This is a genomic window from Falsiroseomonas sp. RANM36 (assembly GCF_056682175.1).
Genome location: NZ_JBWXTD010000002.1, coordinates 427,959 through 440,092 on the forward strand (window position 1 = coordinate 427,959; position 12,134 = coordinate 440,092).

Genomic DNA, 12,134 nt, shown 5'->3' on the forward strand with positions numbered 1-12,134 from the left:
TTCGCCCAGGGCTTCGACAACCTTGCCGAGATCGAGCCGCCCGAATTCGCCCGCCGCGCCCGCACCGCGACGGTTCCGCTGCCGGCGAGACGGCGGTTGAGCAGGCCGGTCAGCGGATCGGTGCGCGCCGCCGCCGCCAGCTCGGCCTGGCGCGCCGCCTCGGCCTGCAGCCCGGCCAGGGCGGGGGCGAGGGCGGCCAGCAGCTCCCGCTCCTCGGCATCCGGCGGCGCCGCGCGCCGGAGCCGCAGGCGGAGGCCGTTGCCCAGCGGAAGCGTGGCGGCCGGCCCGCTGTCCGCCTCCCCGGCCTGCGCGAGCGGCGCCGCATCCTCCGGCGCATCCGGCAGCAGCGCCGCTTCCCGGAAGCCGAGCGCCTGGCAGAGCCCGGCCAGCAGCGCCGCGAGGGCCGGTCCGGCGGCGCCCTCGCTGGCGCGGCCGCGCTCCGCGAGGCCGAGCAGCCGCGCGACAGCGGTGGCGCGCCGCAGCATCCGCGCCGTGGCGAGGCCGTCCCGCTCCTCCGCCGTGACATCGCGCGCCACGCCGCGCAGCCCGCCGGCCTCGAGGGTGCGCGCCGTCACCTCCAGACAGGCCGCGTCGCCCTCCGCGGTGCGGAACCAGGCGCGCAGGCCGCGCGGCGGTGCTGCTGCATCGAAGGGATCGGACACCTCCGTCTCGGCCAGCAGGCTGCGGGCCGGTTGGCCAAGCAGGACCTCGGCGGCATGTCCGAGCACCTCTTCGGGCGCGAGGAAGGTGAGGCGGCCCTCGGCGTCGGTCTCGAACAGCAGGTCGGACGCCAGCAGCGCCAGATCGCGCCAGCGCGCGCGGCTCTCCAGCAGCGCGGCGGCAAGCGGATCGGCGGGTCCGGCGGTCATGGCGACCAGGATAGGGCGCGGCGCTGAACCGCTGGTTGACGCCGGCGCCGCCCGTCGCGCCATGCCCGGCCGCGTTGACAGGGCATCGCCCCTCTTCCAAACCTCGCGGCCCGCCCATCAGCCCAGGATCAGGATCACCATGGACAAGACCGCCCTGCAGGCGCGCATCGAGGCGCTCTGGGCCCGCCGCGACACGCTGAACGCGCAGACCACCGGCCCCGACCGCGCCTGCGTGGAGGAAGCGCTGGCGATGCTCGATTCCGGCGGCGCGCGGGTGGCCGAGCCGGACGGGAAGGGGGGGTGGAAGGTCAACCAGTGGCTGAAGCAGGCGGTGCTGATGAGCTTCCGCCTCAACGACAGCGCGCCGATGGACACGGCGGCTGGTGCCTACGACAAGGTGCCGCTGAAGTTCGAGGGCTGGGGCGAGAACCGCTTCAAGGCCGCCGGCTTCCGCGCCGTGCCGGGCGCGGTGGTGCGCCGCAGCGCCTATATCGCGCCGGGCGTGGTGCTGATGCCGAGCTTCGTGAATGTCGGCGCCTATGTCGATTCCGGCACCATGGTGGACACCTGGGCGACCGTCGGCTCCTGCGCGCAGATCGGCAGGAACTGCCACATCTCGGGCGGCGCCGGCATCGGCGGCGTGCTGGAGCCGCTGCAGGCCAATCCGGTGGTGATCGAGGACGAGTGCTTCATCGGCGCGCGGTCCGAGGTGGCGGAAGGCGTGATCGTGGAGCGCGGCAGCGTGCTCTCCATGGGCGTCTATCTCGGCGCCTCGACCAGGATCGTGGACCGCGCGACGGGCGAGGTCTTCTATGGCCGCGTGCCGGCCTATTCCGTGGTGGTGCCGGGCGCGCTGCCCGGCAGGCCGATGCCCGACGGCTCGCCGGGGCCGAGCCTCTACTGCGCGGTGATCGTGAAGCGGGTGGACGAGAAGACACGCAGCAAGACGAGCATCAACGAGCTGTTGAGGGATTAGCGCGTGAGAACCCCCACCCCGACCCTCCCCCGCTTCGCGGGAGAGGGAGCAGGGCATGCTGGGCGATGCGGGGATGCGTCATGACCACCGACCCCGTCCCCATCGCCCAGGCGCTGATCCGCTGCCGCTCCGTCACGCCCGCCGATGACGGTGCGCTGAACGTGGTGCAGCGTTTCCTGGAGCCCCTCGGCTTCGCCTGCACGCGCCTGGTCTTCGGCCCCGACGACTACCGCGTGGACAACCTCTTCGCCCGCCGTGGCACGGAGGGGCCGCACTTCTGCTATGCGGGCCACACGGATGTCGTGCCGCCCGGCGACGTCGCCGCGTGGCGTGACGACCCGTTCTCCGCCGCCATCCGCGACGGCGTGCTCTATGGACGCGGCGCCTGCGACATGAAGGGCGGGATCGCCGCCTTCCTCGCCGGCCTGGCCGACTTCCTCGCCGCCAATCCTGCGCACAAGGGGTCGGTTTCGCTGCTGATCACGGGCGACGAGGAGGCCCGGTCGGTGGACGGGACAGCCAAGGTCCTCGAATGGATGCAGGCCAACGGCCAGATTCCGGACATGGCGCTGGTCGGCGAGCCGACCAGCCGGCAGGCGCTCGGCGACACGATCAAGATCGGCCGCCGCGGCAGCCTCAACGCCTGGGTGACGGTGGAGGGCATCCAGGGCCACAGCGCCTATCCGGCCGCCGCCGACAACCCGATCCATCGGCTGGTCGCGGCGCTCGGCCCGCTGCTCGCCGCGCCGCTCGACAATGGCAGCACGCATTTCCCGCCCTCGACCCTGCAGGTCACGGGCTTCGACGTCGGCAACAGGACGAGCAACGTGATCCCGGCCGCGGCCAGGGCGATGCTCAACATCCGCTTCAACGACCATCACACCAGCGCGCAGCTTACCGAACGGCTGCACGCCGCCTTCAAGGCCAGCGGCGCGCGCTACACGATGCGCACCGAATGCTCCGGCGAGAGCTTTCTGACGTCACCCGGCCCCTTCGTGGACGGGCTCTCGCGCGCCATCGCGCGGGCCACGGGCGTGACGCCGAAGCTGGATACGGGCGGCGGCACTTCCGATGCGCGCTTCATCGCGCGCTATTGTCCGGTGGCGGAGTTCGGCGCGGTCGGCGAAACGCCGCACCAGGTGGACGAGCGGGCGCCGGTCGCGGAACTCCAGGCCCTGGCCGGCGCCTATCGCACCATCCTCGAGGAGTTCCTGACCTGAGCGGGACGCAGCCGCCGCCGATGCGCGAGGTGATCGTCGCCGGCCTCGCCGGCGCCTTCCTCCTCGGCCGCGGGCGCAGCGAGGGCTTCGCCCTCATGGAGGATACGCCGCAGGGCGCCTGGCGCTCCTTCGTCGCCGCGCTGATCTGCCTGCCGGCCTTCCTTGCGATCCGCTTCTTCGCCTGGGCCGATTTCGGGGCGCCGGAGGGCGGCCTGCTGCGGGGGCTGCTGGCCGAGCTGATCGGCTACAGCATCGCCTGGACAGCCTTCGCGCTGCTCTCCCTCGGCATCGCGCGCGCCTGGGGGCGGGATGAGGCGTGGCCGCGCTTCATCTCGGCCTGGAACTGGACCAACATCGTTCAGTACCTGGTCCTTCTGGCGCTCATGGTGCCCGGTGCGGTCGGCCTGCCGGGCGTGCTGTCGCAGGTGCTGACCCTGGTCGGCCTCGCCTATGCCGTGTGGCTGGAATGGTTCGTCACACGCCGCGCGCTGGGCGTGGATCCGGGCCGCGCGGCGGTGATCGTCGGGCTGGACCTCGTGCTCGGGCTGTTCCTGGGCGGCCTGATCCGCACGCTGTCCGAAGGATGACCGGCATGCTCCACGCCGCGGCCTCGCTCCTGCGCTTCGCCACCGCCTGCTGCCGCGCCGCCGGCCTGCCCGAGGACAAGGCGCGGGACGTGGCGGAGGTTCTGGTCGAGGGCGACCTGATGGGCCACGACACCCACGGCCTCGCGCTGCTCACGCCCTATCTCGACAGCCTCGCCGCCGGCGAGATGCAGGCCGAGGGCGAGCCGGCGACGGTCTCCGCCACGCCGGTCGTGCAGAGCTGGGACGGGCGGAAGCTGCCCGGGCCGTGGCTGGTGCGCCGGGCGATCGCCGTGGCGGACCGGGCGGCCGAGACCTTCGGGATCGGCGCCGTCGCCATCGCGCGCAGCAGCCATATCGGCTGCCTCGCCGCCTATGCGCCGCCCGTGGTGGAGCGCGGGCGGATGCTGGTGCTGACCTGCTCCGATCCCTCCACCGCCTCGGTCGCGCCCTGGGGCGGGACGCGGCGGGTGATCACGCCCAACCCGCTCGCCGCCGCCTGGCCGACGCCCGAGGGGCCGGTGATCCTCGACGTCTCCATGTCCATCACGACCAATGGCATGACCGGCCGCCGCCGCGCCGAGGGCACGCGCTTTCCGGGCCAGTGGCTGCTGGATGCGGAGGGCAGGGCCACCGACGATCCCAACGCGTTCTTCACCGATCCTGCCGGCACGCTGCTGCCGCTCGGTGGCATGGAGGCCGGGCACAAGGGCTGGGCGCTCGGCCTGCTTGTCGAGGCGCTGACCAGCGGCCTTGCCGGCCATGGCCGGGTGGAAGGCCGCACCGATTGGGGCGCGAGCGTGCTGGTGCTGGTGCTCGATCCCCGAAAATTCGGCGGCGCGGAGGCCTTCATGGCCGAAGCGGGATGGATGGCGCAGGCGGTGCGCAGCAATCCGCCGCGGCCGGGCATGACGCCACGGCTGCCGGGCGACGCGGCGATGGCGCGGCGCGCGAAGGCGCTGGCCGACGGGGTCGCGCTGCATCCATCGATCCCGCCGGCGCTGGCGACGCTGGCGGCGCGTTTCGGCGTGGCGCCGCCGGATCAGGTCCAGTCGGGCTCCGGCGCATAGCGCGCGGCCACGAAGACCAGCCCTTCGGCGGGCGCGGTCTGGCCGGCCTGCGTCCGGTCCCGCCCATCCAGCACCTGCCGCGGCCAAGCCACGCCCCGCTTGCCGGCGCCGACCTCCACCAGCGTGCCGACCAGGTTGCGGACTTGGTGGTGCAGGAAGCTCCGCGCCTCCGCGCTGACCACCACCTCCTCGCCGAAGCGGCTCACCTCCAGCCGATCGAGCGTGCGCAGCGGCGACTTCGCCTGGCAGGCGGCGGCACGGAAGGCGGAGAAGTCGTGCCTGCCGAGCAGGCGCTGTGCCGCCGCGTGCATCGCGTCGGCGTCGAGGCGGCGCTTGACGTGCCAGAGCCGCCCTACCTCCAGCGCCGGGCGCGCGCTGCGGTTCATGATGCGGTAGCGATAGGCGCGGCCGATGCAGGCGAAGCGCGCCGACCAGTCATCGGCCACGCGCGCGGCGGCGAGCGCGACGACGGGATGCGGTACGGTGCGGGCGTTGATCGCCTCCCGCACGCGCTCCGGCGGAAGCTCGGCGGCGAGCATCAGGTCCACCACCATCGCCTCGGCATGCACGCCGGCATCGGTGCGGCCGGCGGCGGTGGCGAGCGGCGCTTCGCCGCGGTTCAGCGGCGCCGCGGCCTCCTCGATCACCTGTTGCAGGGAAACCCCGTCGGCCTGGCGCTGCCAGCCGACGAAGCCGGTGCCGCAGAATTCCAGCTTGAGCGCGTAGCGGGGCATCTCAGCCCAGCACCGTTCCCGGCGGCAGCGGATAGCCCCGCAGGAAGGCGCCGGCCTCCGTCGCGGCACGCCCCGCGCGCTGCAGCCGCAGCAGGCGCAGCGCGCCGTCGCCGCAGGCGATGGTCGGCACCGCATCCAGCACCGTCCCCGGCGCGCCGGTGCCTGCCGCCGGCTCTGCGGCCAGCACGCGGATGGTCTCGCCGCCATGGGAGAAGAAGCAGCCCGGCCAGGGGTTCAGCGCCCGCACCCGCCGGTCCAGCGCCGCCGCCGGCTGCGTCCAGTCGAGCCGACCGTCCTCCTTCGCGATCTTCGGCGCATAGGTGACGCCGGACGCGGGCTGCGGCGTCGCCGGCGGGTCTTCCTCCAGCGCCCGCAGGATCAGCGCGGCGCCAAGCGCGGCAAGGGCATCGTGGATCTCGGGGGTCGTGGCGCGTGGCCCGATCGGCACCGCGGCGCGCAGCAGCATCGGCCCGGTGTCGAGGCCTTCCTCCATCCGCATGATGGTGATGCCGGTCTCCGGATCGCCCGCCAGGATCGCGGCCTGAATCGGCGCCGCGCCGCGCCAGCGCGGCAGCAGGGAGGCATGGATGTTGAGGCAGCCGCGCCGCGGCGCATCGAGCATGGCCTTCGGCAGGATCAGCCCATACGCCGCCACGACCGCCACATCGAGACCGAGCGCCGCGAAGGCGGCGTGCTCCGCTTCGTCGCGCTTCACCCGCGCCGGCGTGCGCACCGGCAGGTCGAGTTCCAGCGCGGCGCGGTGGACGGGGCAGGGGGTCTCCTTCTGGCCGCGGCCGGCCGGGCGCGGCGGCTGCGCATAGACGCAGGCGATCTCATGCCCGGCCGCATGCAGCGCGCGCAGCGCCGGCACCGCGAAGTCCGGGCTGCCCATGAAGGCGATGCGCATCAGGCGGCCGCCGCAGGCGGGCGACGCCGCGCATGCGGCCCGCCGCTCGTGCGGCGCGGCCAAGGCCGCGGACGCGGCCGCCCGGCGTCTGAGGGCATCGGAAGATCCCTACTCCCTGGCTTTCGCTTTCAATTCCTTGGCCAGCTTGCGCAGCAGCATGTTCCGCTTGAGGGCGGAGATGTGGTCCACGAAGAGCACGCCATCCAGGTGGTCGATCTCGTGCTGCAGGCAGGCCGCCATGAGGCCCTCCGCCTCCATCTCCTGGCGCGCGCCGGCCAGGTCCGTCCATCGCGCCTTCACCCGTGCCGGGCGCGTCACATCGGCGAACTGGCCGGGCAGCGAGAGGCAGCCTTCCTCGCGCATCGCCAGCTCCTTGCTGGCCGCGACGATCTCGGGGTTGACCAGCACCATCGGCTGCGGCGTCTCCTCCGGCCGCAGGTCGATCACCACCAGGCGCAGCAGCTCGCCAACCTGCGGGGCGGCCAGCCCGATGCCGGGCGCCTTGTACATCGTGGCGAGCATCCGCTCGGCCAGCGCCGGCACGCGCGGATCGCCCGGCTCGACCGGCTTCGCCTTGGCGCGCAGCCGCGGGTCGGGGACGTAGAGGATGGGGAGGAGCTCGGCTTCGGTCATCACAGCGGTCCGCAGGAAGCCAGACCTAGCCCCCCGCCACCCCCCTTGCAACGGCATGAGACAGGGCCAAAATCCCGTCCTGCAGGGCGCTTCGGGCCCTGCGGTTTGGATGCCTTGCCCAGCACATCCAGGCCGGTGGCCGCCGGCAGGGATGGGGGAGGCCAGGGGAACCCAGCATGTCGCGTCCCTCGCTGTTCGGCTCGCCGCTCTTCCTCGGATTCGACCATCTCGAGCAGATGCTCGACCGGGTGCAGAAGAGCGCCGACGGCTACCCGCCCTACAACATCGAGCAGACCGGCGACACGCGGCTGCGCATCACGCTCGCGGTCGCGGGCTTCTCGATGGACGACCTGCAGATCACGCAGGAGGACAACCAGCTGGTGATCCGTGGCCGCCAGAAGGAGGACACGGAGGGCCGCGTCTTCCTCCATCGCGGCATCGCCGCCCGGCAGTTCCAGCGCGCCTTCGTGCTGGCCGAGGGCATCGAGGTCGAAGGCGCATGGCTGGACAACGGCCTGCTGCATGTGGACCTGCGCCGGCCGCTGCCGGAAGCGCGGGTGAAGACCATCAAGATCGCATCCCTCGGCAGCGGCGCGCAGCGCCCTGTCGTCGGTGGCATGGCCGAGCCGCTCGCGGACGGCCGCATCAAGGAGGGGTGACCAACGCACCCTCGTCGCACGGGGCACGGGCCTCTTCGGGACGTGCCGGAAGGAGTGAAGCATGAACGAGCATGACGGCGGTGCCGAGATGGGCCGCATCCACGCCAGCGCCGCGGCGCTGCGCAACCTCTCCGTCCAGGACTTCGCCCGCCTCGGGCTGGAGCAGATGGCCTATGTGCGCCCGGTCGTGCTGAACGGTGCGCGGGCCTTCTCGATCCACGCGGCCGATGGCACGCCGATCGGCGCCGCGCCGAGCAGCCAGCTCGCCGCCGCGGCCATCCTGCAGCACGAGATGGAGCCCGTCGCGGTTCATTGACCCCGAGTCGCCCACCCCCCTAGGCTGCCCACAAAGGCAGGAGGGAGGAGCGGGCCATGCGGGTCGGAAGACGGGTTCTGCTGGCGGGGACGGCATTGCTCGCCGCCCCGCGGGCCTTCGCACAGGCGCCGGCGCTTCGGATCGTCGCGCCCTTCCCCCCCGGCGGGTCGGTGGACCTCGTCGCGCGCATCGTGCAGCCGAAGGTCGCGGAGCTGCTCGGCGGCAGCGTGGTGGTCGAGAACCGCGGCGGCGCGGGCGGCATGCTCGGAGCCGAGCAGGTGGCGCGCAGCGCACCGGACGGCAGCACGGTGGTCTGGGGCAACATCGCCACCCATGCCCTGAACGCCGCGGTCTACAGCCGCATGCCCTACGACCCCATCGCCGATTTCGCGCCGGTGACGCTGGCGGCGCAGGTGGAATTCATGCTCGCCGTGCATCCCTCCGTGCCGGCGCGGAGCGTGGCCGAGCTGGTGGCGCTGGCGAAGGCGGAGCCGGGCAAGCTGAACTACGGCACCGCCGGCGCCGGCAGCCTGCCGCACCTGCTGACCGAGATGTTCAAGCGGGCCGGCGGCGGGCTGCAGATCGAGCACGTGCCCTATCGCGGCGGCGGGCCGATGCTGGTGGACCTGCAGGCGGGGCACATCTCCATGACCATCGCCGATGTCGCGAACATCCTGCCGCTGCTGCAGGCGGGGCGGCTGCGCGGCATCGCGGTGGCGGGCGCGCAGCGCAGTGCGGTGCTCCCCGATCTGCCGACCATCGCGGAGACCCTGCCCGGCGTGGTCGGCACCGCCTGGCACGCCATCTTCGCGCCGGCCCGCACGCCGCCCGAGACGGTGATGCGGCTCAACGCCGCCTTCGTCGGCGCGATCCGCGACGCCGAGGTGCAGCAGCGGATGCGCGCGGCGGGGACGGTGCCCGTCGGCTCGACGCCGGAGGAACTGGCGAGCTTCCAGCGCGCCGAGATCGCCAAGTGGACGGAGATCGCGCGCGCGGTGGGCGCGAAGGTGGAGTAGGCCCGCGCCCTCCCCCGCGCCGGCGGGGGAGGGACGGGTTCCCCGGAAGCCGCTATCCGGCCTTCGCGTCGATCCAGCCGACATGGCCGTCGGCGCGGCGGAACACCACGTTCATCGCGCGCGAGGCGCGGTTGCGGAACATCAGCGCCGGCGCCTGCAGCAGATCGAGCCGCATCACCGCCTCGCTGACGGTCAGCTCCTCGATGCTGGTGATGGATTCCGCGATCACCGCCGGATGGTCCTGGCCGCTCGCGACCGCGGCCTCGGCCTCGTCGGCCGCCTCCTCCGGCTCCTCCTCGGTCTGGCGCAGCACGATCTGGCGCGCCGGCTCGCCGAGCGGGCGGTCGCGCTCGGCCGCCAGGCTGCGCGCGTGGTCGTTCACCCGGCGGCGATAGCGGCGCAGCCGCTTCGCCACGTGCTCGGCCGCTTCCTCGAAGGCGCGATGGGCGTCGGGGCCCTCGCCCTCGCCGCGCATGAACAGGTCGCGCCCGGCCTTGAGGTTGATGTCGCAGACGAAGGCGTGGCCCTTGCCGTTGCGGCGGAAGGTCACGTTGGCCTCCAGCGCGTGGTCGAAATACTTCCGCGCGATGGTGCCGAGGCCTTCGCGGACATGGGTCTGCAGCGCTTCGCCGGTCTCGACCTGCTTGCCCGCGACGGTGATGTGCATGTGGGGTGAACTCCGCTCCAGAGGTCGGAGAGGGCCACCCACGGTCAGGCCGGGACGGCCTTCTCCCGCTTGCGCTGCACCGATGAGGGAATACGCAGCGCCTCCCGGTATTTGGCCACCGTTCGCCGCGCGATGTCCACACCTTCCTTGCGCAGACGCTCGACGATCGCGTCGTCGGAGAGGATGTCCTCCGGGCCCTCCTGCGCGATCATCTCGCGGATCCTGAAACGGATCGCTTCCGCGGAATGCGCCTCGTTGCCGGAGGTGCCGGCAATGGCGGTGGTGAAGAAATACTTCAGCTCGAAAGTGCCCCGCGGCGTCGCGATATGCTTGTTCGCGGTCACGCGGCTGACCGTGCTCTCATGCATGGAGACGGCGTCGGCGACGTCGCGCAGGATCAGCGGGCGCAGATGCGCCACGCCGTGGCGGAAGAACGCGTCCTGGCGGCGCACGATCTCGGCCGCGACCTTCAGGATCGTGTTGGCCCGCTGCTCCAGCGACTTCACCAGCCAGGTCGCGCTCTGCAGCCGCTCGGCCAGGAAGGCCTTGTCGTCCTTCGACTTCGTCCCGACCACGGCGCGGGCGTGGAAGCCGCGGTTGACCAGCACCCGGGGCAGCGTCTCCGGGTTCAGCTCCACGCTCCACTCGCCGTTCTCGAGCCGGCGCATCAGCACGTCGGGCACCACCATCGGCGGCGGCGCGGCGTCCCAGTTGGCGCCCGGCTTGGGATCGAGCCGCTTGAGTTCGGCGATCATGTCGGCGAGGTCTTCCTGATCCACGCCGCAGACCTTCATCAGGCCGCGCAGGTCGCGCCGGCCCAGCATCTCGAGATTGTCGAGCAGCGCCTCTATGCAGGGGTCGAGGCGGTTCCGCTCGGCCAGCTGCACGGCCAGGCATTCGCGCAGGTTCTGCGCGAACATGCCCACCGGATCGAGGCGCTGCAGGCGGCGGCGGACCTGCACCACCATCGCCTCCTCGCATCCCATGGCCGAGGCGATCGCCGCATCGGTCACCGGCAGACGGCCGGCGGCATCCACCATGGCCAGCATCTGCGCCGCGATCAGCCTTTCGCGCGGATCGTGGAAGGTCAGGCGGATCTGCTCGCCGAGATGCTCGCGCAGCGTCAGGCGGGCATCGGCCAGCTCCTCGATGCCGGAAAGGTCGTCCTCGAAGTCGCCGCGCCCGCCGCGCCCGATCCCGCTGCCGAGGCCGGCCCCGCCGTCGCTGTCATAGACATTGTCCCACTCGGCATCGAGCGGCGCGGCGCTCGCGCTCGGCAGCGCGTCGGAGGTCGTGGCGGCATGCGCGTCGGTCGGCTCCGCGGCGGCGGGTTCCGGTGCGCGCTCATCGGCCAGGGTGCGCGGCTCCGCCCGCTCGTCGCGCTCGAGCAGCGGGTTGCGCTCGAGTTCCTCCTCGACGAAGGCGGAGACCTCGACATTGGAGGATTGCAGCAGCTTGATGGCCTGCCGCAGCTGCGGCGTCATCACCAGCGACTGCGATTGCCTCAGGTCAAGGCGCGGACCTAGCGCCATGGCGACCCGTTCCGCTGCGGCCTGCGGTTTCCCCCACCCATCGGCGCGCCCCTAGAGGGAAAACCTTTCCCCGAGGTAGACGCGCCGGACGCCCTCATGCTCGACGATGTCGCGCGGGCTGCCCTCCATCAGCACCTGGCCTTCGTGCAGGATGTAGGCGCGGTCGATGATCTCCAGCGTCTCGCGCACGTTGTGGTCGGTGATCAGCACGCCGATGCCGCGATCCTTCAGGTGCTTCACCAGGTCGCGGATCTCGCCCACCGCGATCGGGTCGATGCCGGCCAGCGGCTCGTCGAGCAGGATGTAGGCGGGCTGGGTGGCCAGCGCGCGGGCGATCTCGCAGCGCCGCCGCTCGCCGCCCGACAGCGCCAGGGCCGGCGCGCGGCGCAGATGCGCGATGCCGAACTCGGCCAGCAGCGCGTCCAGCATCTGCTCGCGCCGGTCGCGGATCGGCTCGATCACCTCGAGCGCGGCGCGGATGTTGTCCTCGACGCTGAGCCCACGGAAGATCGAGGCTTCCTGCGGCAGGTAGCCGAGGCCGAGCCGCGCGCGCCGGTACATCGGCAGGAAGGTCACGTCGTGACCGTCCATCATCACCTGGCCTTCGTCGGGCTGCACCAGGCCGGTCATCATGTAGAAGGTCGTGGTCTTGCCGGCGCCGTTCGGGCCCAGCAGGCCGACCGCCTCGCCGCGCTTCAGGTTCACCGAGACGCCGCGCACCACCGGGCGCTTCTTGTAGCGCTTGCCGAGCCCGATCGCGACAAGGCCGGCATTCTGCGCGGCCAGGCGGATGGCAGGCCCGCCCTCGGCGCGGGGGCTGTCCGGCGGGGTCATGGCGCGGTCCCCGGCGGGCGGGGCTGGCGCGGCTGGCGCGCCGCGCCCTGCGGCGTGGCGGGCGGCGGCCGCCGCGCCCCCCCCGGGGGGGCCGGCGGCGGGCCCGGCAGGGCCCGC

Annotated in this window: 13 protein-coding genes and 1 pseudogene; 7 read left to right on the top strand and 7 right to left on the bottom strand. The window is 72.8% G+C overall.

Annotated features, from left to right (window positions below; genetic code table 11):
• Window positions 1–869: pseudogene (locus AC1MIR_RS02875) on the bottom strand (hypothetical protein); the annotation flags it as partial.
• 139 nt (window positions 870–1,008) lie between these two features.
• Here AC1MIR_RS02875 and dapD point away from each other — a divergent pair.
• From dapD to AC1MIR_RS02895, 4 genes are all read left to right on the top strand, one after another.
• Window positions 1,009–1,845 (top strand): 2,3,4,5-tetrahydropyridine-2,6-dicarboxylate N-succinyltransferase, encoded by an 837-nt coding sequence (gene dapD, locus AC1MIR_RS02880; protein WP_480026679.1) that lies wholly within the window; start codon window positions 1,009–1,011, stop codon window positions 1,843–1,845.
• An 80-nt stretch (window positions 1,846–1,925) separates the two neighbouring features.
• Window positions 1,926–3,065 carry a succinyl-diaminopimelate desuccinylase gene (gene dapE, locus AC1MIR_RS02885; RefSeq protein ID WP_480026680.1) on the top strand — a complete coding sequence of 380 codons (1,140 nt, stop codon included), beginning with the start codon at window positions 1,926–1,928 and terminating at the stop codon, window positions 3,063–3,065.
• A 20-nt stretch (window positions 3,066–3,085) separates the two neighbouring features.
• Entirely contained in the window at window positions 3,086–3,652 is a 567-nt protein-coding gene (locus tag AC1MIR_RS02890; RefSeq protein WP_480026681.1) for a hypothetical protein, read from the top strand.
• Window positions 3,653–3,657: 5 nt separating this feature from the next.
• A complete protein-coding gene (locus AC1MIR_RS02895; protein ID WP_480026682.1) occupies window positions 3,658–4,719 on the top strand; it encodes an Ldh family oxidoreductase in 1,062 nt (353 codons plus the stop codon).
• Here the strand turns inward: AC1MIR_RS02895 and truA are convergent.
• The 3 genes from truA to def form a co-directional block, all read right to left on the bottom strand.
• On the bottom strand, window positions 4,692–5,453 hold the full coding sequence (gene truA / locus AC1MIR_RS02900; RefSeq protein WP_480026683.1) for a tRNA pseudouridine(38-40) synthase TruA: 762 nt from the start codon (window positions 5,451–5,453) through the stop codon (window positions 4,692–4,694). The two genes, AC1MIR_RS02895 and truA, sit on opposite strands and share 28 nt — an antisense overlap.
• A 1-nt stretch (window position 5,454) precedes the next feature.
• Complete coding sequence (gene fmt, locus AC1MIR_RS02905) at window positions 5,455–6,360, bottom strand: methionyl-tRNA formyltransferase (RefSeq protein WP_480026684.1); 906 nt, start codon at window positions 6,358–6,360, stop codon at window positions 5,455–5,457.
• A gap of 108 nt (window positions 6,361–6,468) precedes the next feature.
• Window positions 6,469–6,993 (bottom strand): peptide deformylase, encoded by a 525-nt coding sequence (def, locus tag AC1MIR_RS02910; protein WP_480026685.1) that lies wholly within the window; start codon window positions 6,991–6,993, stop codon window positions 6,469–6,471.
• A 176-nt stretch (window positions 6,994–7,169) separates the two neighbouring features.
• Between def and AC1MIR_RS02915 the strand changes: the two genes are divergently transcribed.
• The 3 genes from AC1MIR_RS02915 (at window position 7,170) to AC1MIR_RS02925 (ending at window position 8,984) form a co-directional block, all read left to right on the top strand.
• The gene (locus tag AC1MIR_RS02915) at window positions 7,170–7,652 is read left to right on the top strand and encodes an Hsp20 family protein (RefSeq protein ID WP_480026686.1); all 483 of its coding nucleotides are present in this window, start codon (window positions 7,170–7,172) and stop codon (window positions 7,650–7,652) included.
• 61 nt (window positions 7,653–7,713) lie between these two features.
• Window positions 7,714–7,968 (top strand): DUF1150 family protein, encoded by a 255-nt coding sequence (locus AC1MIR_RS02920; protein ID WP_480026687.1) that lies wholly within the window; start codon window positions 7,714–7,716, stop codon window positions 7,966–7,968.
• Window positions 7,969–8,024: 56 nt separating this feature from the next.
• Window positions 8,025–8,984 (top strand): Bug family tripartite tricarboxylate transporter substrate binding protein, encoded by a 960-nt coding sequence (locus tag AC1MIR_RS02925; RefSeq protein WP_480026688.1) that lies wholly within the window; start codon window positions 8,025–8,027, stop codon window positions 8,982–8,984.
• 52 nt (window positions 8,985–9,036) lie between these two features.
• On the opposite strand, the gene hpf is transcribed toward AC1MIR_RS02925, so the two are convergent.
• The 3 genes from hpf to lptB are packed head-to-tail and all read right to left on the bottom strand — an operon-like array spanning window position 9,037 to window position 12,017.
• Complete coding sequence (gene hpf / locus AC1MIR_RS02930) at window positions 9,037–9,651, bottom strand: ribosome hibernation-promoting factor, HPF/YfiA family (RefSeq protein ID WP_480026689.1); 615 nt, start codon at window positions 9,649–9,651, stop codon at window positions 9,037–9,039.
• A 44-nt stretch (window positions 9,652–9,695) separates the two neighbouring features.
• Window positions 9,696–11,183, bottom strand: a complete 1,488-nt coding sequence (gene rpoN, locus AC1MIR_RS02935) for an RNA polymerase factor sigma-54 (protein WP_480026690.1) — start codon at window positions 11,181–11,183, stop codon at window positions 9,696–9,698.
• A 51-nt stretch (window positions 11,184–11,234) separates the two neighbouring features.
• On the bottom strand, window positions 11,235–12,017 hold the full coding sequence (lptB, locus tag AC1MIR_RS02940) for an LPS export ABC transporter ATP-binding protein (RefSeq protein ID WP_480026691.1): 783 nt from the start codon (window positions 12,015–12,017) through the stop codon (window positions 11,235–11,237).
• Between the last annotated feature and the right edge of the window lie 117 nt (window positions 12,018–12,134).